Annotated in this window: 20 protein-coding genes; 7 read left to right on the top strand and 13 right to left on the bottom strand. The window is 73.7% G+C overall.

All coding sequences use genetic code 11. The features are described from left to right. Positions 1–67: 67 nt before the first annotated feature. The 6 genes from hflX to miaA form a co-directional block, all read right to left on the bottom strand. Positions 68–1,573: a GTPase HflX gene (hflX, locus tag ACFWAR_RS35190; protein WP_385786433.1), complete on the bottom strand. Its 1,506-nt coding sequence runs from the start codon at positions 1,571–1,573 to the stop codon at positions 68–70. Positions 1,574–1,793: 220 nt separating this feature from the next. Then, the gene (locus ACFWAR_RS35185; protein WP_385786430.1) at positions 1,794–3,251 is read right to left on the bottom strand and encodes a M1 family metallopeptidase; all 1,458 of its coding nucleotides are present in this window, start codon (positions 3,249–3,251) and stop codon (positions 1,794–1,796) included. 84 nt (positions 3,252–3,335) lie between these two features. Next, the gene (locus tag ACFWAR_RS35180; RefSeq protein WP_385786427.1) at positions 3,336–5,459 is read right to left on the bottom strand and encodes a RelA/SpoT family protein; all 2,124 of its coding nucleotides are present in this window, start codon (positions 5,457–5,459) and stop codon (positions 3,336–3,338) included. Between the two features lie 137 nt (positions 5,460–5,596). Continuing rightward, entirely contained in the window at positions 5,597–6,478 is an 882-nt protein-coding gene (gene dapF / locus ACFWAR_RS35175) for a diaminopimelate epimerase (protein WP_385786424.1), read from the bottom strand. A gap of 34 nt (positions 6,479–6,512) precedes the next feature. Then, the gene (locus ACFWAR_RS35170; protein WP_385786438.1) at positions 6,513–7,046 is read right to left on the bottom strand and encodes a hypothetical protein; all 534 of its coding nucleotides are present in this window, start codon (positions 7,044–7,046) and stop codon (positions 6,513–6,515) included. Positions 7,047–7,178: 132 nt separating this feature from the next. Further along, on the bottom strand, positions 7,179–8,117 hold the full coding sequence (gene miaA / locus ACFWAR_RS35165) for a tRNA (adenosine(37)-N6)-dimethylallyltransferase MiaA (RefSeq protein WP_385786421.1): 939 nt from the start codon (positions 8,115–8,117) through the stop codon (positions 7,179–7,181). A gap of 164 nt (positions 8,118–8,281) precedes the next feature. Between miaA and ACFWAR_RS35160 the strand changes: the two genes are divergently transcribed. Next, complete coding sequence (locus tag ACFWAR_RS35160; protein WP_385786419.1) at positions 8,282–8,488, top strand: gliding motility protein; 207 nt, start codon at positions 8,282–8,284, stop codon at positions 8,486–8,488. Between the two features lie 26 nt (positions 8,489–8,514). Further along, entirely contained in the window at positions 8,515–8,760 is a 246-nt protein-coding gene (locus ACFWAR_RS35155; RefSeq protein WP_385786416.1) for an antitoxin, read from the top strand. A 139-nt stretch (positions 8,761–8,899) separates the two neighbouring features. Here ACFWAR_RS35155 and ACFWAR_RS35150 read toward each other — a convergent pair whose 3' ends face one another. Continuing rightward, entirely contained in the window at positions 8,900–9,616 is a 717-nt protein-coding gene (locus ACFWAR_RS35150) for a hypothetical protein (RefSeq protein ID WP_385786414.1), read from the bottom strand. 171 nt (positions 9,617–9,787) lie between these two features. Continuing rightward, positions 9,788–11,317, bottom strand: coding sequence for a tRNA (N6-isopentenyl adenosine(37)-C2)-methylthiotransferase MiaB (gene miaB / locus ACFWAR_RS35145; RefSeq protein WP_385786412.1), 1,530 nt, complete (start codon positions 11,315–11,317; stop codon positions 9,788–9,790). Between the two features lie 63 nt (positions 11,318–11,380). Here miaB and ACFWAR_RS35140 point away from each other — a divergent pair, with 63 nt between their 5' ends. Next, complete coding sequence (locus ACFWAR_RS35140; protein WP_385786409.1) at positions 11,381–12,376, top strand: TAXI family TRAP transporter solute-binding subunit; 996 nt, start codon at positions 11,381–11,383, stop codon at positions 12,374–12,376. Between the two features lie 13 nt (positions 12,377–12,389). Here ACFWAR_RS35140 and ACFWAR_RS35135 read toward each other — a convergent pair whose 3' ends face one another. From ACFWAR_RS35135 to ACFWAR_RS35125, 3 genes are all read right to left on the bottom strand, one after another. Further along, complete coding sequence (locus ACFWAR_RS35135; RefSeq protein ID WP_385786436.1) at positions 12,390–13,319, bottom strand: ROK family protein; 930 nt, start codon at positions 13,317–13,319, stop codon at positions 12,390–12,392. Between the two features lie 94 nt (positions 13,320–13,413). Then, positions 13,414–14,451, bottom strand: a complete 1,038-nt coding sequence (locus ACFWAR_RS35130) for a LacI family DNA-binding transcriptional regulator (protein WP_385786406.1) — start codon at positions 14,449–14,451, stop codon at positions 13,414–13,416. Between the two features lie 11 nt (positions 14,452–14,462). Beyond that, the gene (locus ACFWAR_RS35125; RefSeq protein ID WP_385786403.1) at positions 14,463–18,818 is read right to left on the bottom strand and encodes an NEW3 domain-containing protein; all 4,356 of its coding nucleotides are present in this window, start codon (positions 18,816–18,818) and stop codon (positions 14,463–14,465) included. A 268-nt stretch (positions 18,819–19,086) separates the two neighbouring features. Between ACFWAR_RS35125 and ACFWAR_RS35120 the strand changes: the two genes are divergently transcribed. Both ACFWAR_RS35120 and ACFWAR_RS35115 read left to right on the top strand, forming a co-directional pair. Next, positions 19,087–20,433 (top strand): glycosyl hydrolase, encoded by a 1,347-nt coding sequence (locus ACFWAR_RS35120; RefSeq protein ID WP_385786400.1) that lies wholly within the window; start codon positions 19,087–19,089, stop codon positions 20,431–20,433. A 100-nt stretch (positions 20,434–20,533) separates the two neighbouring features. Next, positions 20,534–22,690 carry an endo-beta-N-acetylglucosaminidase gene (locus tag ACFWAR_RS35115; protein ID WP_385786397.1) on the top strand — a complete coding sequence of 719 codons (2,157 nt, stop codon included), beginning with the start codon at positions 20,534–20,536 and terminating at the stop codon, positions 22,688–22,690. A gap of 27 nt (positions 22,691–22,717) precedes the next feature. On the opposite strand, the gene ACFWAR_RS35110 is transcribed toward ACFWAR_RS35115, so the two are convergent. Together ACFWAR_RS35110 and ACFWAR_RS35105 are read right to left on the bottom strand one after the other, a co-directional pair. After that, on the bottom strand, positions 22,718–24,130 hold the full coding sequence (locus tag ACFWAR_RS35110) for an ATP-binding protein (protein ID WP_385786394.1): 1,413 nt from the start codon (positions 24,128–24,130) through the stop codon (positions 22,718–22,720). A 10-nt stretch (positions 24,131–24,140) separates the two neighbouring features. Then, positions 24,141–24,857, bottom strand: a complete 717-nt coding sequence (locus ACFWAR_RS35105; protein ID WP_385786392.1) for a response regulator transcription factor — start codon at positions 24,855–24,857, stop codon at positions 24,141–24,143. Positions 24,858–25,115: 258 nt separating this feature from the next. Here ACFWAR_RS35105 and ACFWAR_RS35100 point away from each other — a divergent pair, with 258 nt between their 5' ends. Further along, entirely contained in the window at positions 25,116–25,901 is a 786-nt protein-coding gene (locus ACFWAR_RS35100) for an amino acid ABC transporter ATP-binding protein (RefSeq protein WP_385786389.1), read from the top strand. Positions 25,902–25,983: 82 nt separating this feature from the next. Further along, positions 25,984–26,841 (top strand): glutamate ABC transporter substrate-binding protein, encoded by an 858-nt coding sequence (locus ACFWAR_RS35095; RefSeq protein WP_385786386.1) that lies wholly within the window; start codon positions 25,984–25,986, stop codon positions 26,839–26,841. Positions 26,842–26,924 lie beyond the last annotated feature (83 nt).

Raw genomic sequence — 26,924 nt, 5'->3', positions numbered from 1 at the left:
ACAGGGAGGGCCCCCGCGGTGCGGGGGCCCTCCCTGTATGCGTGTCCGGTACTGCGGTGGTTCGCTGTCAGTGCTTCGCGGGGATGTACGGAGCGAGGTCCGCCGCCAGTTCCTGGTGGACCCGCGCCTTCAGCAGGGTGCCCTCCGGGGTGTGCTCCTCGGAGATGACCTCGCCTTCGGCGTGCGCCCGGGCGACCAGTCCGCCGCGGGTGTACGGCACCAGCGCCTCCACCTCGACCTCGGGCCGGGGCAGCTCGCGGTCGATGAGCGCGAGCAGTTCCTCGATGCCCTGGCCCGTGCGGGCCGAGACGGCGATGGAACGGCGCTCGATGCGCAGCAGTCGCTGAAGGACCAGCGGGTCCGCGGCGTCCGCCTTGTTGATGACCACGATCTCGGGCACCTTGACGGCGCCGACCTCGCGGATCACCTCGCGCACCGCCGCCAGCTGCTCCTCCGGCGCCGGGTGCGAGCCGTCCACGATGTGCAGGATGAGGTCGGAGTCGCCGACCTCCTCCATCGTGGAGCGGAACGCCTCGACGAGGTGGTGGGGCAGGTGTCGGACGAAGCCGACCGTGTCGGCCAGGGTGTAGATCCGGCCGCTCGGCGTCTCGGCCCGGCGCACGGTCGGGTCGAGGGTGGCGAACAGCGCGTTCTCCACCAGGACGCCCGCTCCGGTGAGGCGGTTGAGCAGTGAGGACTTGCCCGCGTTGGTGTATCCGGCGATGGCGACCGAGGGCACCTTGTTGCGGCGCCGTTCCTGCCGCTTGATGTCGCGGCCGGTCTTCATCTCCGCGATCTCACGGCGCATCTTCGCCATCTTCTCGCGGATCCGGCGCCGGTCGGTCTCGATCTTGGTCTCACCGGGACCGCGCGTCGCCATGCCGCCACCGCCGCCGCCACCCATCTGGCGGGAGAGCGAGGCACCCCAGCCGCGCAGTCGCGGCAGCATGTACTGCATCTGCGCGAGTGCGACCTGCGCCTTGCCCTCGCGGGACTTGGCGTGCTGGGCGAAGATGTCGAGGATCAGCGCGGTCCGGTCGACCACCTTGACCTTGACGACGTCTTCGAGGGCGATGAGCTGGCCCGGGCTGAGCTCGCCGTCGCAGACGACGGTGTCGGCCCCGGTCTCGGTGACGATGTCCCGCAGCTCGCGCGCCTTGCCGGAACCGATGAAGGTGGCCGGGTCGGGCTTGTCGCGGCGCTGGATCACGCCGTCGAGCACGAGGGCGCCCGCCGTCTCGGCGAGGGCGGCCAGCTCCGCGAGGGAGTTGTCCGCGTCCTGCACGGTGCCGGTGGTCCAGACGCCCACGAGGACCACGCGCTCCAGGCGGAGCTGGCGGTACTCGACCTCGGTGACGTCCTCGAGCTCGGTGGAGAGGCCGACGACGCGCCGCAGTGCGGCGCGCTCGGAGCGCTCGTACTGCGCGCCGTCGCGCTCGCCGTCGATCTCGTGGCTCCAGGCGACGTCCTCTTCCATCAGGGCATCGGCCCGAAGGCTCTCGGTGAAGCTCTGCGCGTCCTTCGCCTCGGGCGAGTCCTGCGCGTCCTGGGAAGGGGAAGAAGAGGAGGTCATTGGATCCTTACGTCGTTTTCGGATGGTTCTCGCGCCGGTGTCCGGCCCGTCGGTGCGGGCAGGGCTCCCGGCCGTACGTACAACGTGTCACACGGGCGGGAGATTCCCTACGGGGCCCCGGACCGGCGGCCGCGTCGGCAATCCCCGTCCCGTCGATGGTGACATGCCCGTTCCCCGGCAGTCACACCCTTTTCGGGCCGCTCTCCCGCTCCCGCGCCCGTCAGGTGGTCTTCGACGCGCTCCACTCCGGGTGCCCCGGCATCGGCGGCGTGGTCCTGCCGTACAGCCAGGGCCGGAGGAAGGCGGTGAGGTCCTCGCCCGCCACCCGCGACGCCAGCCGGACGAAGTCGTCCGTGCCCACGACCTGGTCGGCGTGCTCGCCCACCCAGCGGCGCTCCAGGTCCTCGAAGGCCGGTGCGCCGATCTTCTGCCGCAGCGCGTACAGGATCAGGGCCGCGCCGTCGTAGACCACCGGCCGGAAGAGGCCGATCTTCTCGCCCGGCGCCGCCGCCTTGGGCTCGGCCGGCGGGCCGCCGGCGGCCCGCCACTGGTCGGAGCGCTGGTACGCCTCGCGCATCCGCCGTTCCAGGGAGTACTTGCCGAGCCCGTCGGCGTACAGGGCCTCGTACCAGGTGGCGTGTCCTTCGTTGAGCCACAGGTCGGACCAGGTGCGCGGGGTGACGCTGTCCCCGAACCACTGGTGGGCCAGCTCGTGGACCATGATCGAGTCGACGTACCACTCGGGGTAGCCGGGGTCGGTGAAGATCCCGCGTTCGAAGAGCGAGAGGGTCTGGGTCTCCAGCTCGAAGCCGGTGCTGGCGTGCGCGATCAGCACCCCGTAGGTCTCGAAGGGGTAGCGGCCGACCCGCTTCTCCATCCACTCCATCTGGGCCGGGGTCTTCTTCAGCCAGGGCTCCAGCAGCTTCTTGTCCGCGGTGGGCACCACGTCCCGCAGCTCCAGGCCGTGCGGCCCCTCGCGGCGGAGCACGGTGGAGGCCCCGAGGGAGACCTGGGCCAGCTCGGTCGCCATGGGGTGCACGGTGCGGTAGGTCCAAGTGGTCGCGCCGGCGGCGGCGCGGTCGGTCGTGAGGACCGGGAGCCCGTTGGCGACGGCGGTGGTGCCGTTGGGGGCGGTGATCCGGAAGGTGAAGAGCGCCTTGTCGGAGGGGTGGTCGTTGCAGGGGAAGACCTGGTGGGCGGCGTCCGCCTGGTTGGCCATGGCCAGGCCGTCCGCGGTCCGGACCCAGCCCCCGTCCCCGCTGCCGCTGCCGCCGCCGCGCGGGTCGCTGGTGTGGTGGATGGTGATGCGCAGCGGTTCGTCGGCCGCGAGCGGGCGCTCGGGGGTCAGTACGAGGTCCTCCCCCGCGGTGGCGAAGGGCGCGGGCCTGCCGTTGATCTCGGCGGAGCGGACCGTGCCGCGGGCGAAGTCGAGGTTGACCCGGTCCAGCTCCGTGAGGGTGTGGGCCCTGATGACGGTGACCGCGTCGAGCGGGGTGCGGTTGTCCTTGTAGGTGAAGGAGAGGTCGTACGAGTCGACGTCGTAACCGGGGTTGCCGAGCTCCGGGAAGAGCCGGTCGCCGATGCCCAGGGCCTGCGGCGGGGGCAGGACGGCGGCGACGAGCGTGAGGGAGGCCGCGCCGAGCAGGGCGGCGCGCAGGCGGGGGGAGGTGAGGCGCATCCCCACCCCATACCAGCGCCCGCCGCCCTCTCCCGTGCGACGCGACGCGCGGCACGGACGGCCCCACCCGAAGGGGTGGCTCCGCTACACGCGGCTCACGTCATAGACCCCCGGCACGTCCCGCATCGCCCGCATAAGCCCCGGCAGCCCGGTCGCGTCGCGCAGGTGCAGGGTGTAGGTGTGCCGGACGCGCTGTTCGATGGGGGCCTCGACGGTGGCCGAGATGACTTCGACGCCCTCGTGGGCGATGGCCTCGGTCAGGTCGGCCAGCAGGTGCGGCCGCCCGAACGATTCGGCGAGCAGCGTCACCCGGCAGTCGGCGGTCGCCCGCCAGTGCACGGCGACCGAGGTCCGACCGACGGAGCGCATCTGTTCGACGGCCGGGCAGGCGATCCGGTGGACCGTGACCGCCCCGCCCCGGACGACGAAACCGGCGACCGAGTCGGGCGGGACCGGCGTGCAGCACCCCGCGAGCCGGACGGGCGCGTCCGGCAGGTCGGCGACCGCGTTGCGCCCGCCGGGCCGCAGGCTGACCATCGGCAGCGGCGCCCGGGGCGGGGCGGTGGGCGGTTTGACGGCGGCGGGATGGGACTGGAGCCAGGTGCTGATGGCGATCCGGGCGGCCGGGGTACGGGCGTGGTCGAGCCAGTCGGCGGCGGGCCCGGAGGAGGCGTCGTGCGCGAGCAGCAGCTGCACGGTGTCCGCGTCGGCCAGCCGGGTGGCCAGGGAGGTGAGGCGCCCGTTCACCCGGGCGCCGATACAGCCGTGCGCGGCCTCGCCGTACTGGGCGTAGGCCGCGTCGATACAGGTGGCCCCGGCCGGGAGGCTGATGGTGCCGTCGGCGCCCCCGCCGTCGGCCCGGAAGACGGTGATCTCGCGGTCCTGGGCCAGCTCGGCGCGCAGCGAGCTCCAGAAGGTGTCGGGGTCGGGTGCGGACTGCTGCCAGTCGAGCAGTCGGGAGAGCCAGCCGGGTCGGGTGGGGTCGACGCGCTCCTCGTCGACCTCGCCCTCGGCCGCGGCGCCCGGGGCCCCCGGGAGGACCGGCGCGGTCGCGGCCGCTCCCTCGCCGAAGATGTACGGATTGCCGAGGGCGACGACTCCGGCCTCGGCGACCCGGTGCATCTGGTGGGTGCGGACGATGACCTCGGCGACGTTGCCCCCGGGGGTGGCGATGGCGGTGTGCAGGGACTGGTAGAGGTTGAACTTGGGTACCGCGATGAAGTCCTTGAACTCGGAGACGACCGGGGTGAAGCAGGTGTGCAACTCCCCGAGCACGCCGTAGCAGTCGGCGTTCTCGCCGACGAGGACGAGGAGGCGGCCGAAGTCGGAGCCGCGCGGTTCGCCTCGGGTGAGGGAGATCCGGTGGACGGAGACGAAGTGCCGGGGGCGGATGTGCACCTCGGCCTGGATGCCGGATTCGCGCAGGACCGCCCGGACGGAGTCGGCGATGCCGGGGAGCGGGTCCCGCTCGCCCGCGTGGGCGGCGATGAGGGCGCGGGTGCGCTCGTACTCCTCGGGGTGGAGGATCGCGAAGACGAGGTCTTCCAGCTCGGTCTTGAGGGCCTGTACGCCGAGCCGCTCGGCCAGCGGGATGAGGACGTCCCGGGTGACCTTGGCGATGCGGGCCTGTTTCTCCGGGCGCATCACGCCGAGGGTGCGCATGTTGTGCAGCCGGTCGGCGAGTTTGATGGACATGACGCGGACGTCGTTGCCGGTGGCGACGAGCATCTTGCGGAAGGTCTCCGGTTCGGCCGCGGCGCCGTAGTCGATGCGCTCGACCTTGGTGACGCCGTCGACGATGAAGCAGACCTCGTCGCCGAACTCCTGGCGTACCTGGTCGAGGGTCACCTCGGTGTCCTCGACGGTGTCGTGGAGGAGCGATGCCGTCAAGGTCGTGGTCTCGGCGCCGAGTTCGGCCAGGATCAGGGTGACGGCGAGGGGGTGGGTGATGTACGGCTCGCCGCTCTTGCGCATCTGGCCGCGGTGCGAGCTCTCGGCCAGCACGTAGGCCCGGCGCAGCACGGAGAGGTCCGCGTCCGGGTGGTGGGCGCGGTGGGCTTCGGCGACGTGCCCGATGGCGTCGGGGAGCCGGTCCCGGGACGTCGGCCCGAGCAGGGCGGCGCGTCCCAGTCGGAGCAGATCGAGCCGGGTCCGGCCACGTCTGCGGAACTCGGGTCGTGCGTCGGGGTTCGTGGCCTCTGCACTCATGGGCACCTCCGGCGGCTTCGACCGGCGGTGGGCATGGGGTGAGCCCTCAGGGCCGGTGCCTGATGCTACCGACCCCACCACGTGGCGCAGTCCAGCTCTCGCACAGCGTGAAATGGATCACCCATTAGAGGGAACCTCTAGCCGAAAGCCGTTTCGGTGAGCCAGGCCGGATCGAACTCGCCCGCGGCCACGATGACGGCGGGTCCGGTCATGTCCACGGCGCCGTCCGGGTGTTCGGTGATGAGCAGGGTGCCGCCGGGCAGGTCGACCGTGTACGTGACCGGCTCGCCGGTGACGGCGGGGTCGGCCCCGTCGCGGCGGGCGGTGGCCACGGCGACCGCGCAGGCGCCGGTGCCGCAGGAGCGGGTCTCGCCGGATCCGCGCTCGTGGACGCGCATGGCGACGTGCCGGGGGCCGCGGTCGACGACGAACTCGACGTTGACACCCGTCGGGTAGGCGGACGCCGGGCCGAAGGCGGGGGCGGTGAGCAGGCTCCCGGCGTCGTCGAGGGAATCAACGAAGGCGACCGCGTGCGGGTTCCCCATGTTCACGTTGCGCGCGGGCCAGCTCTTCGGGCCGATCGTGACGGTGACCTCCCCCTCGGGGAGCGCCGCGCGGCCCATCGAGACGGTGACGGCGCCGTCCTTGTGGAGGTGGACGTGCTTGACGCCGCCGCGGGTGGCGACGGCGAGGTCGCCGGCCTCGACGTGGCCGGCGTGCTGGAGGTAGCGGGCGAAGACGCGGACGCCGTTGCCGCACATCTCCGCGATGGAGCCGTCACCGTTGCGGTAGTCCATGAACCACTCGGCCTCGTCGGCCATCGACCGCGCCTCGGGGTGCGCGGCGGAGCGCACCACGTGCAGCACCCCGTCGCCGCCCATCCCGGCCCGGCGGTCGCAGAGCCGGGCCACGGCCGTGGCGGGCAGGTCGACGGCGTTGTCCGGGTCCGGGACGATCACGAAGTCGTTCTCGGTCCCGTGGCCCTTGAGGAACGCCAGCGGCGCGGTGGAGGTGGTCACCTCCCCATCGTACAAACCCGGGCCGCGCGAGAAGTCAGCGGAGCCGGGCCACGCGCAGGACGGCCAGCGCGACGAGGCCGAGGGCGACCAGCGCGTAGAGGGCGGCGATGCGCCAGTTCGGGCGGCGGCCGGAGCCGCGGGCCGGGAGCCCCGGCCAGGTGTAGCCGACGCGGCGGGCGGCCATCATGCCCCAGCCCCCGGCGCAGGAGCTGATGAGCAGGCCGAGCATGGCGACGACGGCGCCGCCGTCGCCGAACTCGAAGGCGAGGGGGAAGGCGAACATCAGGGATCCGGCGGCGGCCAGCATCACGATGGGCGCGATCTGCCAGATCCGCAGGCGGCGCTGCGGGCGCAGTTCGACCTCGAACTCGGGGGCCTGCGCGGCCGCGGCGTCGGCCGCGTCCAGGCCGCCGTCCAGCCCGGCCAGGCCCGCCAGCGCGTCGGGTCCGTCCGGACCGTCGGGCGTCAGCCGGACCGGTTCGGCGGGCAGGCCGAGTCCGTCGGGAAGGACCGGATCCGTTTCCTGCCGGTCGCGCTCCCGCCCGGTGTCTCGAGGGCCGGCCTCCATCGCCACGCGCCCTCCCCACTCGGACTTCGTACGTTGTCGATCACCGCCGGTGTCGACACCGGCCGGAGTTTGATGATGGCACGGCCCCGGGCCCCGAACAGGCGCCCGGAGCGTCCCGATGCCATCACGTGATCAGGCTGTGACCGCCCGTTCGACCAACGACTGCGCGAGTCCGGGGAGTTCCGCCCGGTCCAGGGCCGCTCCGCTGAGCCAGTGGACCCGCGGGTCCCGGCGGAACCAGGAGTCCTGGCGGCGGGCGAACCGCTTCGTGGCGCGGACCGTTTCGGCCTTGGCCTCCGCTTCGGTGCAGCGGCCCGCCAGGGCGTCGAGCACCTGCTGGTAGCCGAGCGCCCGGGAGGCGGTGATCCCCTCGCGCAGCCCCTGGGCCTCCAGCGCCCGCACCTCCTCGACCAGGCCGTCCTCCCACATCCGGTCCACGCGCAGGGCGATCCGCTCGTCCAGCTCGGGCCGGGCCACGTCCACCCCGATCTGCACGGTGTCGTAGACGGACTCGTGGCCGGGCAGGTTCGCCGTGTACGGGCGCCCGGTGATCTCGATGACCTCCAGTGCCCGGACGATCCGTCGGCCGTTGCTCGGCAGGATCGCGAGGGCGGCGGCCGGGTCGGCGGCGGCGAGGCGGGCGTGCAGGGCGCCCGGGCCCCGCAGGGTGGCCTCTTCCTCCAGCCGGGCCCGGACCTCCGGGTCGGTCCCGGGGAACTCCATCGCGTCGAGGGCGCCGCGGACGTACAGTCCGGAACCGCCGACGAGGACGGGGGTGCGCCCCTCGGCGAGCAGCCGGTCGATCTCGATGCGCGCGAGGCGCTGGTACTCGGCCACGCTGGCCGTTTCCGTCACGTCCCAGACGTCGAGGAGCCGGTGGACGACTCCCCCGCGCTCCTCGGTCGTCAGTTTGGCGGTCCCGATGTCCATCCCACGGTAGAGCTGCATGGAGTCGGCGTTGACGACTTCTCCGTCGTAGCGACGGGCCAGGGCGACGCCCAGATCGGACTTTCCGGCTGCCGTGGGGCCGACGACGGCGATGACCCGCGGTGCGGGGGCTGGGCTCTTCACCGTCCCAGTCTCGCAAACCCCGAGGCGTGTACCCGATCGAGCTACGTGACGGGCCGGGTACGGGGTCGTTGCCCTGGCGAGGTTCCGGCCCGGCCCGCGACCGGCGGTGGCCGGTCCGGCCAAGGCGGAACTTCACCCGCACGAGTAACGTTATGGGAGTAGACATGGGCGTTTTTGATCGGTTTCGCCGGAAGGCCACGGAGCCTGCCGAGGAGGTCGTCGAGTCGACCGCCGCGGTGGAAGCCGAGGTGACCGACGAGGCCCCCAAGGCCGAGACGGAGACCGCCGCGCCGGAAGGCGTGGAGATCCCCAAGCAGCAGTGCGCGGAGGAAGCCGCGGACAGCGAGGCCGGTGAGGGCGCCCGTACGTAGGAGCTACTGCCACTGGAAGGTGTCCCATGGGCCTGCTGGACAATTTGAAGGCCAAGCTCGCGCCGGCCAAGGACAAGCTGGGTGACCTCGCGCAACAGCACGAGGGAAAGATCGGCGACGGCCTGGACAAGGTCGCCAAGGTCGTGGACTCCAAGACCAAGGGCAAGTACAGCGACCAGATCACCTCGGGCGCCGGCAAGGCGAAGGACGCCCTGGGCAAGGTCGCGCACAAGGACAGCCCCGGCGGGCCGACACCGCCGGCGTCTGCCTGACGTGATCCGAAGAAGGGGCGCGGGGGTTTCCCCCGCGCCCCTTCTTCGCGTTTTCCGTGCCGGGCGCGGGGGTGATGTCTGTCAGGTCGGGGCGCGCGACCCGTTCGGCCCAACGGGCGGCGACGGGCCTCGGCGGGGCCTAGGACCAGGCGGCGACGAAGTAGCCGACGCCGTAGGGGGCGTCCTCGTACAGCAGGCGGCCTTCGAGGTCCGCGCCCTCGGCGGCCCCGGCGAGTACCTGCCAGGGGGCGCGGCCGGCAGCCTTCAGCTCGGCGGCGAGGTCCGCGTCGAGGGCGGCCAGCGCGGGCAGGTCGGCGGCGCCGAGGGCCGCGGCGGCGGCCTCGTCGAAGGCCTCGGCGCGCTCGTCCAGGTAGCCGGGGGCCTTGAGGGTCCGGCAGGCGCTGCCGTCGCCCATGACGAGCAGGGCGACCCGCTCGGCGCGGGCGGCGAGCTCGCGGCCGGTCTCCAGGCAGCGGGCGGTGGTCAGCGGCTCCTCGACGCCCAGGCCCTCCACCGGGGCTCCGGACCAGGCCGTGTGGTCGAGCAGCCAGGCGGCGACGGCGAGGGACGTGGGGAGCGGGGGGCCGGACCGGGGGTCGGTCGGGGGCTCGCCCAGCCGCACCTCGACGTCGACGCCGAAGCCGTGGAATCCGCCGCGGGTGCCCTGCGGGTACGGGCCCCCCTCGCCGGGGTCGGCGGGCCCGACCACGACCAGGCGGTCGGGGCGGGCGGCGGCGAGCACCGCGAGGGCGTCGGAGCAGGCGGTCCGGGCGTCGGCGAGTTCACCGGCGGCTCCGGTGGCCACCGGGGGCACGAGGAGGGGCGGGGCGGGGCAGACGGCTGCGGCTACGAGCATTCCGGCAGCCTAGTCGCCGGGGGGCGGGGGGTCGGGCCGCGGTGCGGGTCGGGACGCGGTGGCCCCGATGCCTCCGGCGGCGCCTCGAACGCCGGCGGGCCCGGCCGGGGGCGCGGCATTCCGCGTCCCCGGCCTCCGGCGGGGCCGGATCGGGTGCGGCCGGGGCGTTGGTCAGGTGGTGGGGGCCGCGCAGGACGTGGGGGTCGGGGGGAGGGGGGCCGGGACGCCGAGGGTGGGGATGCCCAGCATGACTCCGGCGGGCTGGGGCGGAGCGGCGTTCCGCTTCTCCCACGCGTCGCCCGCGCGGGTGCGACGTACCGCCCCCGCGGGGCCCTCCGCCAGCAGGTGGTGCGGAGCGGCGTAGGTGATCTCCACCGTCACCACGTCACCCGGGCGGACCTCCTCGTCCGGCTTGGTGAAGTGGACCAGGCGGTTGTCGGGGGCGCGCCCGGACAGCCGGTGCGTGGCGCCGTCCTTGCGGCCCTCGCCCTCGGCGACCATGACCTCCAGGGTGCGGCCGACCTGCTTCTTGTTCTCCTCCCAGGAGATCTCCTCCTGGAGGGCGACCAGGCGCATGTAGCGCTCCTGGACGACCTCCTTGGGGATCTGCCCCTCCATGTCGGCCGCCGGGGTACCGGGGCGCTTGGAGTACTGGAAGGTGAAGGCGTTCGCGAAGCGGGCCTCGCGCACGGCGTGCATCGTCTGCTGGAAGTCCTCCTCGGTCTCGCCGGGGAAGCCCACGATGATGTCCGTGGAGATGGCCGCGTGCGGGATCGCGGCGCGCACCTTGTCGATGATGCCGAGGAAGCGGTCCTGACGGTACGAGCGGCGCATGGCCTTGAGGATGCCGTCCGAACCGGACTGCATCGGCATGTGCAGCTGCGGCATCACGTTCGGGGTCTCGGCCATCGCCGCGATCACGTCGTCGGTGAAGTCGCGCGGGTGCGGCGAGGTGAAGCGGACCCGCTCCAGGCCCTCGATCTGGCCGCAGGCGCGCAGCAGCTTCGAGAAGGCCTCGCGGTCGCCCATGCCGGATCCGTAGGCGTTGACGTTCTGGCCGAGCAGCGTGATCTCGGAGACGCCCTCGGCGACCAGGGCCTCGATCTCGGCGAGGATGTCGCCGGGACGGCGGTCCTCCTCCTTGCCGCGCAGCGCCGGGACGATGCAGAAGGTGCAGGTGTTGTTGCAGCCGACGGAGATCGACACCCAGGCCGCGTACGCGGACTCGCGCCGGGTCGGCAGCGTCGAGGGGAACGCCTCCAGCGATTCGGCGATCTCGACCTGCGCCTCCTCCTGGATCCGGGCGCGCTCCAGCAGCACCGGCAGCTTGCCGATGTTGTGCGTGCCGAACACCACGTCGACCCAGGGGGCCCGCTGGACGATGGTGTCGCGGTCCTTCTGGGCGAGGCAGCCGCCGACGGCGATCTGCATGCCGGGGCGCTTGGTCTTCATGGGCGCGAGGCGGCCGAGGTTGCCGTACAGCTTGTTGTCGGCGTTCTCACGGACGGCGCAGGTGTTGAAGACCACGACGTCCGCGTCGCCGTCGCAGCCCTCGGGCGCGCGGACGTAGCCCGCGCCCTCCAGCAGGCCCGAGAGCCGCTCGGAGTCGTGCACGTTCATCTGGCACCCGTACGTGCGCACCTCGTACGTGCCCTTGGCTTCCATGACGTCCACTGCTCCACCCGGCTCCACGCTGCTCATGTGACAAGGGTAGGCGGTCGGCGCGCCGTGACAGGACGCCGGTCGGCTGGCAGGATCGCGGCCATGCCCCTCGCACTGGACCAGATCCGCAGGCGCCGCGCCGTGCGGGGCCTGGTGGCCGTGCTGGCCGTCCTCGGGGTGCTGCTCTGGTGGCTGTGGCCCTTCGGCAAGGCGGAGCTGCGGGGGACGCTGGTCTTCAGCACGGGCGTGCGCACCGGGGTCTACCAGCGCTACGGGGAGCTGCTCCAGCAGGCACTGGCGACCGACGTGCCGGGGGTCGACGTACGCCTGGTGACCAGCGAGGGGTCCCAGCAGAACCTGGAGCGGGTGGCGGCCGGCGAGGCGGACTTCACCGTGGCGACGGCGGACGCGGTGGCCAAGTACAAGCGCGACGGGAAGCCGGGGGCGGAGCACCTGAGCGGGGTCGCGCGGCTCTACGACGACTACGTGCAGCTGGTGGTCCCGGCGGTCTCCAAGATCCAGTCGACGAAGGACCTGCGGGGCAAGCGGGTCGCGGTCGGCCAGCCCGGTTCCGGGGTCCGGCTCATCTCCGACCGGATGCTGGCGGCGGCCAAGCTGGATCCGGCACGGGACCTCACGGCCGTGCCCATCGGCATCGACACGATGCCCGCGGAGCTGGAGGCCGGGCGGATCGACGCGTTCTTCTGGTCGGGCGGGCTGCCGACCAGTGCCGTGCGGGGGCTTTCGGAGCGGTACGAGATCCGGCTGGTGCCGCTCGGCGACCTGGTGCCGGAGCTGCAGAAGGGCGGCAGCCCGACGCACTACTACCGGGCGGCGGTCATGCCGCAGGACGCCTACGCGCGGGCCCGCAACACCTCGGCGGTGGCGACCCTGGCGGTGCCGAACCTCCTGGTCACCACGGACCGGACCGGGCCGGAGCTGACCGAGCAGTTCACCCGGACCGTGATCCTCAGCCGGGACCGGATCGGCCACGAGGTGCACGCGGCGCAGCTCGTGGACCTGCGCACGGCGATCTACACGGAGCCGCTGGAGCTGCACGAGGGCGCCCGCCGGTACTACCGGTCGGTCAAGCCGTAGGTCGGCGGGAGGCTCAGGCGCGGGCCGGCAGCAGCATGGTCGCCGAGGCCGCCGCGCCGATGAGGCCCGCGTGGGTGCCGAGGGTGGCGGGGACGACCTGGAGGCCCTGGACGAAGGACAGGGTCGCGTACGAGGCCAGGTGGGCGCGGATCGGGCCGAAGAGGACGTCCCCGGCGGCCGCGACACCGCCCCCGATGACCACGATGTCCGTCTCGACGAGGGTCGCGGTGGCCGCGACGGCGGCGGCCAGGGCGCGGCCCGCGCGGTCGAAGGCGGCGAGGGCGACGGGATCGCCCGCCGCGGCGGCCGCGGCGACGCCCGCCGCCGTGCGGTCGCCCCCCGGGGCCGGGGTCCAGCCCTGTTCCAGGGCCCGGCGGGCGATGGCGGTGCCGGAGGCGAGGGATTCCACGCAGCCGCGACCGCCGCAGGCGCAGGGTTCGCCGTCGAAGGCGACGCTGATGTGGCCGATGTGACCGGCGTTGCCGGTGGGTCCGGGGTGGAGCTGGTTGTTCAGGATCAGTCCGCCGCCGACGCCCGTGGACACGACCATGCACAGGGCGTTCGCGTGCCCGCGGGCGGCGCCCAGCCAGTGTTCGGCGGCCGTCATGGCCACGCCGTCGCCCGCGAGGACGGTCGGCAGGTCGGCCCCGTGCCGGGCCAGCTCGGCGACGACCCGGTCCAGGACCGGGAAGTCCCGCCACGCGCCGATGTTCACCGGGCTGACGGTGCCCCGCGAGGTGTCCACCGGTCCCGCGCTGCCGATCCCGCACCGCACCGCCGAGGTCCACAGCGGGGAGGCCGCCAGCTCGGCGACCACCTCGGCCACCGCCGCCATCACGGCCTCGCCGTCGGCCGCGCGCGGGGTGGGCCGCCGGGTGGTCGCGGCCATCGTGCCGTCGGCGTGCACCAGCGCACCGGCGATCTTCGTCCCGCCGATGTCGATGGCGACGGTCGGCCCGGCGGCCTGGGCGGCCGCGAGGCGGGGCGCGGGGAAGGCGGACGTGGGAGTGGTCACGGGAGGCTCCTGGGGTTCATCGTCAGTATGCCGCCGTCGGCGGGGCCGTACTCTCGCGGGGCTCCAACCTGGGCTGTTCCCCCTGGCGGGCGCGCGGCGGCCCGCCCGCGAGGACGGCGAGGAGCTCCTCGGCGGCGAGCCGGCCGAATCCCGCGGTGTCCCGCACCAGGGCGGTCAGCCGGGGGTGGGTGACGCGGCACAGCGCCGAGTCGTCCCAGGCGACCACCGAGAGCCGCCCGGGGACGGCGATCCCGGCCTCGGCCGCGACGGCGAGCCCGGCGACCGCCATCACGTCGTTGTCGTAGACGAGGGCGGTCGGCGGGAGCGGGCCGCGCAGCACCCGCCGGGTGGCCTCGGCGCCCTGGGCGTCGGAGTAGTCGGTGGTGATCGAGGAGACCTCGGCCGCGGTGAGCCCGCGCCGGTCGGCCTCGGCCCGCAGCGAGGCGATCCGGCGGGCGGTGTGGGCGAGGCCGGGCAGTCCGGCGACGTGCGTGATCCGGCGGTGGCCGAGGTCGTGCAGGTGGTCGAGGATCCGGGCCATGGCCCCCGCGTCGTCGGCCCACACCGAGGAGAGCACCGCGGGCTCGGGGCCGCCCGGCGCGCCGACCGTGACGGCGGGCAGGCCCAGTCCGTCGAGGAGCCGGGGGCGCGGGTCGTCCGTCCGCGGGTCGACGACGAGCACCCCGTCCACGCGCCGCTCGGCCCACCAGCGGCGGTAGAGGGCGCATTCGGCGTCGAGGTCGTCGACCACCTGGAAGAGCAGGGCGGTGCGCTCGGCCGCCAGGACCTCCTGTATCCCGGCCACCAGCTGGAGGAAGAACGATTCGACGCCGAGGGTGTGCGCGGGGCGGGCGAGGACCAGGCCGACGGCGCCGGAACGCTCGCCGGACAGGGCGCGGGCCGCGATGTTGGGCTGCCAGCCCAGCTCCTCGGCGACGCGCCGGATCCTGGCGCGGGTGTCCTGGGAGACGCCCGGGCGGTCGTTGAGCGCGAAGGACACGGCGCTCTCGGAGACTCCGGCCTGGCGGGCGATGTCCTTGATGGTGGGTCTGCGGGCCATGGCCTGCCTCGTCATCCTTCGGGTGCGTGCGGTGCGGGCGGCGCCGGGGAGGCGGCCGCCACGCGCAGGGCGATGGCCGGACCGTACGCGATCCTGCCCTGGCACACCGCCTTGACCGCGGCCCAGTACGTCCCCGGCGCGGTGCCGGGCGGCGGGTGGACCTCGAACTCCAGCTCGGCCGGCGCCCCGTCGGGCACGTGCAGGGGCAGCGAGGCGGGCCCGATCAGCCGCCGGGTGCCGTGCGGCGACGCCAGGTACGCCCGCCCCGTCAGCGGGGACCGCGTACCGGTGCTGCCGATCGTGGCCCGTACGACGGCCCGCGCGCCCGCGGTGACGACCACCTCGGCGTCGGGGGCGGCCACCCACAGCCCGGCCGGGGTCTCGCCGCCGGGCACGGTCACGGTCAGCACGTCCTCGAAGCGGCCCGCCGGGGTGTGGGCGACGACCCGGACCAGGTGGTCACCGGGCGCGGGCGCCGGACCGGGGGCGACGGCCAGCGTCCGCCGCACGTGCCCGCCGTCGGGCAGCTCGGCGTCGTGGACCCGCCAGGCCGTCCACCACCCCTCGGGCGGGTGGACCTCCAGGCGCACCCGGCCGCCCGGGCCGTGGGCGGCGAGCGTGACCCGGGCTTCGCGCGGGGGGCCGTCGACGGTGACGGTGTAGGGGGCGTCGCCGAGCGGGGCCGTGCCCGTGTTGTGCAGCCAGTAGCGGCTGAACACCGGCTGGTGGGGCTCCTCCTCCCCGGCCCGCTCCGGGCCCGGGGAGCGGGCCGGGAGCAGGACGGTGGTGGTCGCGCCGCCGCGGATCCGGTCGGGGAAGGGGCCGAGGGGACGGCCGAGGAGGTCGGCTTCGACGGGACGGTCGGCGGGGCGGTCGGCGAGGCGACCCGCGAGGAGGCGCACGGGGGCGGGGCGGCCGCGGGTCTCGCGCAGCCGCACGGAGAGGTCGCCCCGCCCGGCGGCCCGTTGGACGGTTTCGACGAGGACGCGGTCGGCGGGTTCCACGACGAGGAGGGAGCGGGCGGGCGGGTTGGGGCCCGCGCCGGGCGCGGTGACGACGGCGGTGAGCGGTTTGTTGAACGCGCGTCCCCTGCGCACCAGATCGGCCGCCCGCCAGTCGCCCTCGGCGGCGACCAGGGCGTGTTCGAAGACGTGGGTCCAGTGCTGGAGCTGGAAGGAGCTGCCGTCGGGGGCGGTGCGCCGGGGCGGGTCCATCCAGGCGCCGCTGGGGCGGCCGGTGCAGGAGCGCATGAGGGAGGCGTGCAGGCGGCCCTCGGTGTCGACGGCGAAGCCGGGGGTGCCGCGGCCGAGCAGCGCGACCGTGCGGTCCTCGAAGGCGGTGTGTTCGGCGGCGCCCTCGGCCGGGAGCGGGTGGTGGGCCTCGATCCGGCCGGCCTCGGCGAGGGCGTGCGCGAGGTCGCCGGCGCCGCCGGTGACCACCAGGACGGGCAGGTCGCGCAGGCCGGTCAGGTCGCACCCGGGCCGCCACACCTCGCGCAGCGCGGCCCGGGCCGGTACCCACACGACGCGATGGTCGCGGGCGGCCTCGGCGTACGCGCCGTCGCAGGCTGCCAGGAGCTGAGCGGTGAAGGCGTTCTCCGCGGGTCCGCCGAGGGCGATCCGGACGTCGGGGAGGCTGCTGTCGACGGCCAGGTCCCCCCACCGCGGCCCGCGGGGCCGGGTCGGCGTGGCCGTGACCCCGTGCCGCCCGAGGGTGGTGACCAGCTCGCGCAGCCGCGCGGGAGCGCCCGCGTCGGGCAGCACGATCTCGGCCGCGCCGAGCGCCCGCTGTCCGACCGGCACCCCGTCGGGGCCGGTCAGCGCCGCGCTCAGGGTGCGGGACAGCGCGAACCAGTTCAGGCAGGGGCTGTCCAGGGTCCAGGGCGCCCGGGTGTGGTCGGCGCCGGTGTCGGCCCCGGGGAAGGCGAAGCCGCGGCCGACGGCCGAAGCCGCGGTCTCCGCGACCGGGAGGGCGCCGGGCACGTCGGCGGGGACGCGCAGCCGCACCAAGTGGTCACTCCCTTCGAACGAGTCGACCCGGGTGGTGAGTTCCACTCGGTCGAGGCCGTCCCAGAGGGTGGTGGTGCGGGTCCAGCGCAGGGGTCCGGTACGGCCGGTGGCCACGATCCGCGCGCCGAGCGGACCCCGCTCGGCGCGGCAGGTGAGGGCGGGTTCGGCGGCGGAACCGGTGCCGGGGCCGCGGGGCAGCAGGTGCCAGGGGCCCTCCTCGAAGTGGGGGTGCTGGGCGTACTCGTCCTGGACGACCAGCTCGTCGACCCGGCCCTCGGCGAGCAGTTCGCGTCCCGTGCGCCGGTCGAGCAGGCGGGCCAGGCCGCCGCCGCGCCCGGGGTCGGCCTCGGCGCGGAAGGCCTCGTTCTCGATGACGTGTCCGGCCACGGGTGCCCAGCCGCCGGAACGGGCCGCGCCGTTGGCGGCGTGTGCGGGGGCGGCGCCGAGCCACCAGGTGCGGTGCCCGAGCGGTGGCACGTCCGCGGCGAGGAAGACCAGCTCGGCGGTCCCGTCGGCGACGGCCTCCAGGTGCACGGGGGCGCTGTGGCCCTCGTCGTCGCACACGGTGATCCGGCAGGGGTCGACACCGGCCCCCGCGGATCCGGCCCCTGCGGATCCGGAGGGCGTGGGGCCGGGGGGCGTGGGGCCGAGGGCGGCGAGGTCCACGGTGGCCCGGACGAGGTCTGTCCGGGTCCAGGACAGCGGGTTGTGCACGGTGACGGCGAGGGCGGCGCGCGGCAGGTCCCGGGCGCGGTGGGAGGCGGGGGCGCGGGTGTCGGCGGCGTCGGTCAGGACCCGCAGGGCCTGCGCCCGTACCCCCTCGGCGAGGTCGTGGGCCTCGCGCCAGGTGGGCAGCAGGTCGAGGTAGACCTGGTCCGAGAAGGTGCCGGTGACGGCGTCGTGATGCGCGGCGTGGAGGATGTGACGCCAGGCCTTGTCGAGGGTCTGGCGCGGGTAGTCGGCGAGGCCTTCGGCACAGGCCAGAGCGGCGAAGGTCTCGGCTTCCTCGACGAGGTTCTCGGCAGCCCTGTGAGCCTGTTTCACATCGGCGTAGGTGACGTCCTTGCCGGTGTAGACGGGTCCCATCTCACGGGTGACGGGGAGCGGTTCCTCGCCGCGCGCGGCGAGTTCGGCGCGCACGGCCTCGAAGTGGGCGCGCGGGCCGGAGTGTTCCATGCGCGGCCAGCAGTAGCGGCGGTTCCAGGCGTGCTGGACGTCCAAGCCCCACCGGTGCGGCCAGGAGAAGTCGGTGCCCATGGGGATGAGGACGTTGCGGGTCGTGGCGCTCCGGCGCAGCAGCTCGTAGAGGTCCAGCAGCTGCTCGGCGGCGCTCGCCGCGTCGGGCGCGCCCTGGGAGGACCAGCCCGCGGAGTAGTGCGCGGGCAGGTAGTGCAGCAGCAGCCCTTCACCGCTGGGCGCGATCCACTCGTACTCGGCGGGCAGTTGCATGGCGGTGGGGGGCCGCAGCGGGGCGCCCCAGGTGTCCATCATCGGCCCCCACTGATGGTGGGGACCGCGGGCGAGGACGGCCGAGTCCAGTCCCGCGCCCGCCATCAGGGCGGGGAAGGACGGGTCGTGGCCGAAGACGTCCAACTGCCAGGCGGTGCGCGGGTCGGCTCCGAGGGTGCCGCGGTGCAGGGCCAGCCCGTGGACGGCGCTGCGGATGGTGGATTCGGCCGAGGTGAGGTTGGTGCTGGGCTCGTTGTAGGTGCCGCCGACGATCTCCACGCGCCCTGCGGCGATCAGCCCGAGCAGCTCGGCGCGGTCCTCCGGGTGGCTGTCCCACCAGGGCTTGAGGTAGTCGACCTCGGAGAGCACGAAGGTGTACGCGGGGTCCTCGCGGGCCTGTTGGAGGTGCAGCGGAACGAGGGTGAAGGCCGGCACCCCGATGTACTCCCAGCCGGGCGCGGGGGCGCCGGGCGCCGTCGGCGCGTCCCACAGGGCGGTGTAGGCGGCCTGGGTGTTCCACCACATCGGGTCGTAGTGGAAGTGCGGGACCAGGCGCACGGTCCAGCCGGGTTCGGCGACGGCCAGCGGGAAGGGGTGCTCGGCGAGCGGGCGGCCGTCGGCGGTGGTCACCCTGACCGTCGCGGGCAACCGCTCGCCGGGGGCGGCCCCGGGCGTACGGACGGCCACCTCGACGGTGGATTCCGCCGGCCCCTCGGTGTCGGCGCGCACGATCCGCGGGTGCGGGGTGGTGACGCCGGGGCCCTGCACCCCGACGTACAGCGGCCCGGCCGGCCGAGCGCGCCGGATCCCGACCCGGATCACCTGGCACGGGTCGGCGGACGCTCCGGTGAAGAGGGCCGGGGTGGTGACGGATGTGACCGTGATACCGCTGTCCCTACCGCTGTCCATATTCCGCACACTTCCTTGTGGGACCATTGACAAGCTCGAACTAAAGCGCATTAGTCGCATTAGCTTCACTCGTGACGACCCGCCTGTCAACGGGACTGAAGCGCATAAGTACCCGATTCCCAAAGGTCAGGGACTTTGCACCCCCGATGACGGGACGTTCGCAGTTATGGGCCCTGTTGACTTTCCCCCGCTGAGGGCGGCAGCGTGGGGCACCGGGGGGAATTCCCGAACCCCGCGACGCCCCGGTTCCTCCGACTCCAGGACACTCATGCACCGCGCTGCCGTCCCCGTCCCCACCGGCCCCTTCCCCGCCCCCGTCGCCGATGCTGCCGCCGCTGCCGCTGCCGCCGAGGCCCCGGGCCCCGGCCCGCGCGGTCTCCGGTTCGGCGCGAACTACACCCCGACCCGCGGGTGGTTCCACCACTGGCTGGACTTCGACCTCGACGAGGTGAAGGCCGACCTCGACTCCCTCGCGGCCCTCGGCCTCGACCACGTCCGGGTCTTCCCGCTGTGGCCGCTCTTCCAGCCGAACCGGACCCTGATCCGGCCGCGCGCGGTGGAGCAGCTCGTCGAGCTGGCGGACGCGGCGGGCGAACGCGGCCTCGACGTCGCGGTGGACGGCCTCCAGGGCCACCTGTCGAGCTTCGACTTCCTGCCCGCGTGGACGCGGACCTGGCACCGGCGCAACATCTTCGACGACCCGGAGGTCGTCGCCGGGCAGGAGGAATACCTGCGCACGCTCGCCGCCGCCCTCGCCGACCGACCGCACTTCCTCGGCATGACGGTCGGCAACGAGATCAACCAGTTCTCCGACGACCCGCACCCCGACCCGGACCGCATCACCCGCGAGCAGGCCGACCGTTGGCTGGAGCGGATGTTGGCGGCCTGCGAGCGCGGGGCGCCGGGGAAGTTCCACCTGCACGCCGAATACGACGCGGCCTGGTACCAGGACGGGCACCCCTTCACCGTGGCGCAGGCCGCCCGGCTCGGCGCGGCCACCGCCGTCCACTCCTGGGTGTTCAACGGCACCGCCCAGCGCCACGGCCGCACCGGAACGGCGACCGAACACCACGCGGCCTACATGATCGAGATGTCGAAGGCCTGGGCGACGGATCCGCACCGCCCGGTCTGGCTCCAGGAGGTGGGCGCCCCCGCCCCGCTGATCCTGCCCGCGCACGCCGCGGCCTTCACCGAGGCCACCGTGGCCAACGCCCTGGACTGCCCTGACCTCTGGGGCGTGACCTGGTGGTGCTCGCACGACGTCGGCCGCGAGCTCGCCGACTTCCCGGAGCTGGAGTACGGCCTCGGCCTGCTCACCAACGACCGCACCGTCAAGCCCGCGGGCGAGTCCGTCGCGCGGATCGCCAAGGAGTGGCGGGGCCGCGAGCACCGCCCGCCGGTGCGGTCCACCGCGCTGGTGGCCGACGTCGGCGGGGCGCTGGCGGCGCCCCGGCGCTCGGTGTGCGCACCCGGGGGCGCGTTCTTCGAGGCCTGGGCCGTGCTGGCCGCCCGGGGCGTGCGCCCCGCCGTGGTCCTGGCCGACCACGCCGAGGACCGGGCCCACCTGGCCGCGCGCGGGATCACCGAGGTGCTCCACGTCCGCGACGTCCACTGACCGCACCACCCGCACGGAACCACCCGCACAGCGCCACCCGCACGGCACGGGACCACCCGCACAGCACCGCCCTTCCCCTCCCCCCTCTTGAGGAGACCTCATGTCCGAGACCGACAACGCCGTCGACGCTCGTTCCGGTGCCCCCGACCCCGTCCCCGCCCCCCGCCCGGGCTCCGCTCCCGGTTCCCCGCGTCCCACCCGGCGCGGGCTGCTGCTCGCGGGCGCCGGGGCCGGGGCCGGGGCGCTGCTGGGCGCCTCCGGCCCGGGGGCGGTCGCCTCCGCGGCCACCCGGGCGCCGCTCGCCGCCGCGGTGGACCAGGCCCCGTACGCCTCGTACTGGTTCCCGGACTCGCTGCCGGCGGGGAGCCCCGGGGCCGGGATCGTGTGGCGCTCGCTGAAGCAGTGGCGGCCCGAGAGCGACCCCGACCTCGCCCACAACACCGCGACCGTGCCGCTGGCCGCGCGGTTCACACCGGTGGCGGCCAACACGACGGCGCGGGCCGGGCAGGCCCGGATCTCCTCGCTGGTCTCCTTCGGTCCGACGGCCGGGAATCCCTCGCAGGGCGGCCCGAGCGCCGACTACTACGCGCTCACGCACTGGGCGTACCTCGACGAGCTGGTCTTCTGGGGCGGCTCCTCCGGCGAGGGGATCGTGCTCGCCCCCAACGCACCGGTCGTCGACGCCGCGCACCGCAACGGCGTCCGCGTGCTGGGCAACGTCTTCCTGCCGCCGGTCGCCTACGGCGGGGACCTGCGCTGGACCCGCGACCTGGTGCAGCAGGACTCCCTCGGCCGGTTCCCGATCGCGGAGAAGCTGGCGGAGGTGGCGGCGACGTACGGCTTCGACGGCTGGTTCGTGAACGCCGAGACCGACGGCGGCGACAGCGAACTGGCCACGCGGATGCGGGGGTTCCTGCGCGCGCTGCGCGCGGCCGGGGAGTCGAAGGGGCTGCGGATCACCTGGTACGACGCGATGAACAGCACCGGCCGGGTCGGCTGGCGGGGCGCCCTCGACCAGCTCAACCAGGACTTCTTCGAGGACCGCCAGGGCAAGGTCAGCGACACCCTGTTCGTCGACTTCCGTTGGAGCGCGGGCTCGTTGGCCTCCTCCGGCACCCTCGCCGGGCAGCTCGGGCGCGGGCGCTACGAGCTGTGGGCGGGCGTCGACGTCGAGTCGGCGGGCTGGAACACGGATCCCGGGTGGGACGCGATCGTGCCGCGCGGGCGCGACCACGTCGTCAGCTACGGCTTCTACCGGCCCGAGTGGACCCGCAACCACCTCACCGACCGCTCCCCCGGCGCCTTCCACGCGGCCGACGACCGGTTCTGGACCGGCGAGTCCCTCGACCCCTCCCGGCCGGCGACCGGCAGCGCCTGGCGGGCTCCGGCCACCGTGGTCGCCGATCGCTCCACGGTCACCGCCCTGCCCTTCGCCACCACCTTCAACACCGGCCACGGAGTGCGCTGGTACGAGGACGGGGCGGTCACCTCATCGACCCCCTGGAACCACCTCGGGCTCCAGGACCGGCTGCCGGGCCGCCGCTGGGTGGTGCAGAGCAGCGACGCGCGGCCCGCCGTGACCCTCGACTTCGCGGACGCCTGGCGGGGCGGCTCCAGCCTGCTGGTGGCGGGGGCGCTGGGCGCTCCGGCCACCGTCGGCCTGCACGCGACGCGGCTGCCGCTGACCGGCGCGAGCGTGCTGGAGCTGGTGTACCGGGACGAGTCGGGCGCGGTGGACGTGGAGGTCGGGGTGGCCGTCCGCGAACCGTCGAAGCCGGGCGCGGCCGTCCCGTACACCTGGCTGAAGGCGCGGACGCCCGGCGGCGGGCAGGGCTGGCGGACCGCCCGGGTGCCGCTGTCCGCGCTGGCCGGGAAGACGGCGTACGGCCTGGCGGTCCGGCTGACCCGGATCGGCAGCGGCTCGGTGCGCTGGCGGCTCGGGTCCCTCGCGGTGGCCGACGGGTCCGAGCGTCCGGCCGCGCCGGGCGGAGCGCGGGTGGACGCGGCGGCCCGGGAGGCCGCGAAGGTCTCGCTGCGACTGTCCTGGCAGCGGGCGCCCGGCGCGGTGCGCCACTACGAGCTGCACCGGGTGCTCCCGGACGGGACCCGGCGCTTCCTCGGCGGCACCTGCGGTACGGCGCTGTACGTGCCGGGGCTGGAGCGCTCCGGGCAGGAGGCGCGGACCGCCTTGGAGGTGCGGGCGGTGGGCGAGCTGTTCACGGTCTCGGAGCCGGCCGGGACCGCCTACACCTGGTGACACCGCCGCGCGGCCGCGGCGGCCGCGTCAGCCCGCGTGCGGTCCGGTGCGCGGCACCGTGACGGTCACGCGCAGCCCGTGCGGCGGGTTCGTCTCGTACGAGAGGGACCCGCCGCCCGCGGCCAGCAGGGCCCGGGAGATCGACAGGCCCAGCCCCGAGCCCTTGATGTTCTGGTGGCGGCCGCTGCGCCAGAACCGGTCGCCGACGCGGGCCAGCTCCTCCTCGGTGAGGCCGGGCCCCCGGTCGGCGACGCTGACGAGGACAGAGCGCCCCTCGGCGGTGACCGACACCCGCACCTCCTCACCGGCGGGCGTGAACTTGAGGGCGTTGTCGATGACGGCGTCGAGGGCGCTGGACAGGGCGATGGGGTCGGCCCAGCCGGTGACGGCGGTGCGGCCCTCCTCCGTCAGCCGGACCCCCTTCTCCTCGGCGAGCGGGCGCCAGGCGGCGACGCGCTCGCCGGTCAGCTCGCCGATGTCGGTGAGGCTGATCTCGGCGGAGGTGTGCTCGGCCAGCGCCAGGTCCAGCAGGTCGTCCAGGACCTGGGTCAGGCGCTTGCCCTCGGTGCGCACCGAGGCGATCTCCGCATTGCCCTCGGGAAGTTCGAGGGCGAGCAGCTCGATGCGCAGGAGCAGCGCGGCGAGCGGATTGCGCAGCTGGTGGGAGGCGTCCGCGACGAACGCCCGCTGCTGCTCCAGTACCTCTTCGACGTTGTCGGCCATCTCGTTGAACGATCGGGCCAGCCGGCGGAGTTCCGGTGGTCCGCCACCGGCGGCGACGCGCGAGTTCATCCGCCCGGTGGCGATCCCGTGGGCGGCCGCGTCCAGGGTCCGTACGGGCTTGAGCACCCAGCTGGTGAGCCGGAGCGCCGCCCCGAAGGCGACGAGCATCGCGGCGGCCAGCCCCCCGACGATGAGGAGCCAGCCGCGCAGCGTGGCGGCGCGCATCTGATCGGTGGGCGATTCGGTGACGACGACGGCGACGACGTCGCCGTCGAGCACCACCGGGGAGGCCACGAGCAGCTTCCCGCCGCGCTGCCAGGGCCAGACCTGGGCGGGGTCGTGGCTGCGCCGACCGGCGAGGGCCTCCTCGAAGGCGCGCCTGCCCTCGCCGGTCTCGGGCAGCTGCCACCAGCCGGGGGCGCGGGCCATGGCGTTGTCGTCGCGGTAGAAGATGCCGACGCGGATCCCGTACAGCCCTTGGTAGCGGGCGAGTTCGAGCTGGAGGGTCTCGCGGCGGTCGTCCGCGCCCGTGTCCCCGGAGCCTTCGGAGTCGATGACGAACTGGGCGAGGGCGGCGAAGCGGGCGCTGTCGTCGATCCGGTCGACGACCACCCGCTGCTGCTGCGCGGCGGCCAGGCTCACCGCGAGCGGGAAGCCGAGGGCGAGCAGGGTGCCCGCCATCAGGACGACGAGCAGGGGCAGCAGCCGGGTGCGCACGGTCGGTCCGCTAGGGGGCGGGCGGGGCGACGAGCCGGTAGCCCACCCCGCGGACGGTTTCGATGAGCGCGGGCATCGCGAGCTTGGAGCGGAGCGAGGCGACGTGCACTTCGAGGGTGCGACCGGTGCCCTCCCAGCTGGTGCGCCAGACCTCGCTGATGATCTGTTCGCGCCGGAAGACCACGCCGGGGCGCTGCGCGAGGAGCGCGAGCAGGTCGAACTCCTTGCGGGTGAGCGGTACGTCGGCGTCGTCCACGCAGACGCGCCGGGTGGGCAGCTCGATGCTGACCCGGCCGAAGCGGACGACGGCGGGGGCACCGGCGGGCGCCGCCGAGCCGTCCTCGGAGGCACCGGTGCGGCGGGCCACGGCGTGGATCCGGGCGAGCAGCTCGCCGGTGTCGTAGGGCTTGGTGACGTAGTCGTCGGCGCCCATGTTGAGGCCGTGGATGCGCGAGCGGACGTCGGCCCGCGCGGTCACCATGATCACGGGGGTGGTGGTGCGCTTGCGGATCTTGCCGCAGACCTCGTAGCCGTCCTGGTCGGGCAGGCCGAGGTCGAGCAGGATCACCCCGTAGGGAGTGACCCCGGCGGCGGGGCCCGCGGGCAGCAGGGCCTGGAGGGCCTCCTCGCCGTTGCGGGCGTGGGTGACCTTGAAACCGTGGCGGGCGAGGATCGCGGACAGGGCGGCGGCGACGTGGTCGTCGTCCTCGACGAGCAGCAGTCTCATGCGTCCCCCTTTCCTCATCTCGCCATGTGGGCAAACATGGCCACCATGCATCCACGCCGATGCGGGAGCCCACGTCAAGGGGGTTCCGGCCCGGTGCGCCTTCCGTTATGCACCCGGTACGGGTACGCGCCGACCGTACACGGAGCGTGGTGGGTCGAGGCCGTATCGTTATCCTCAATTCTCGCTCAGATGTGATGACGGTGTGCTCATTGCCTCATTACTGTCCTCCCCAACCGAGGTGGACGGAGCAAGAAGCCGATGAGCGGAGTATCAGTGACCGATGGCACGCAGGACGCGGCGCCCACCGCGGACGGCCTGGTCGTACTGAGCAACGTCAACAAGCACTTCGGCGCGCTGCACGTGCTTCAGGACATCGATCTGAGCATTGCCCGTGGCGAAGTCGTCGTGGTGATCGGCCCCTCCGGGTCCGGCAAGTCCACGCTGTGCCGGACGATCAACCGGCTGGAGACCGTCGATTCGGGCACCATCACGCTCGACGGCCGCCCGCTGCCCGCCGAGGGCAAGGAGCTGGCCCGGCTGCGCGCCGACGTCGGCATGGTGTTCCAGTCGTTCAATCTCTTCGCGCACAAGACGGTGCTGGAGAACGTGATGCTGGGCCAGCTCAAGGTCCGCAAGACGGACCGGGCGGCGGCCGAGGAGAAGGCGCGCTCGCTGCTGGACCGGGTGGGCGTCGGCACGCAGGCCGACAAGTACCCGGCGCAGCTGTCCGGCGGCCAGCAGCAGCGCGTGGCGATCGCCCGCGCGCTGGCCATGGGTCCGAAGGTGATGCTCTTCGACGAGCCGACCTCCGCGCTCGACCCGGAGATGATCAACGAGGTGCTGGAGGTCATGCAGCAGCTCGCCGCCGAGGGCATGACCATGGTCGTCGTCACGCACGAGATGGGCTTCGCCCGTTCTGCGGCCAACCGGGTGGTCTTCATGGCGGACGGAAAGATCGTCGAAGAGGCCACGCCCGACCAGTTCTTCAGCAATCCGCGCAGCGACCGCGCCAAGGACTTCCTGTCGAAGATCCTGCACCACTGACGAGTTCGTCTGGTAGTGATCCGGTCGACGGGGAACATCGTCGCCCGTCGTACAACAACGTCTCATCCGAGGGAAGTTCACCATGAAGGTTCTGAAGGTCGGTGCGTCCGTCGCCGTCGCCGTCGCCCTGGCGCTGACCGCGACCGCCTGCGGCAGCAGCAAGAAGGACGACACCGCGGGCGACGCGGGCAGCACGGCGGGTGCCAAGAAGGACAAGATCGTCATCGGCATCAAGTTCGACCAGCCGGGTGTCGGCCTGAAGACCCCCGACGGCAAGTACGCCGGCTTCGACGTCGACGTGGCCACCTACGTGGCCAAGGAGCTCGGCTACGAGCCCGACCAGATCCAGTTCAAGCAGGCCGTCAGCGCCGAGCGCGAGAACCTGATCGCGAACGGTGACGTCAAGTTCATCGTCGCGAGCTACTCGATCAACGACAAGCGCAAGGAGAAGGTCGACTTCGCCGGCCCGTACTTCCTCGCGCACCAGGACCTGCTGGTCCGCGCCGACGACACCTCGATCACCAAGCCCGAGGACCTCAACAGCAAGAAGCTGTGCTCGGTCACCGGCTCGACCTCGGCGCAGAACGTCAAGACGAAGCTGGCCCCCAAGGCCGACCTCCTGGAGCAGGGAGGCTACTCCGAGTGCCTCACCGGCCTGGAAAACAAGAAGGTCGACGCGCTGACCACGGACAACTCGATCCTTGCCGGTTACGCCGCCCAGGAGACCAACAAGGGCAAGTTCAAGCTGGTCGGGCTGAGCCTGAGCAACGAGAACTACGGCATCGGCCTGAAGAAGGGCGACAAGGAGCTCCAGACCAAGATCAACGCGGCCATCGCCAAGATGGAAGCGGACGGTGCCTGGGAAGCGGCCGTGAAGAAGAACTTCGGTCCGGCCAACTACAAGAACGAGCCCGCGCCGAAGATCACCGAAGGCAGCTGATTCATCGGTGAGGTGCGGCGCCGCCCGCCTGTCACGGGCCCGGGGGGGCCGCCCCCCGCCCGGCCACCGGGGGGGGGCGCCGG

The sequence above is a fragment of the Streptomyces sp. NPDC059917 genome (assembly GCF_042730635.1).
Taxonomy (GTDB): Bacteria; Actinomycetota; Actinomycetes; order Streptomycetales; family Streptomycetaceae; genus Streptomyces.
This window is presented reverse-complemented; position numbering and strand designations above follow the sequence as displayed.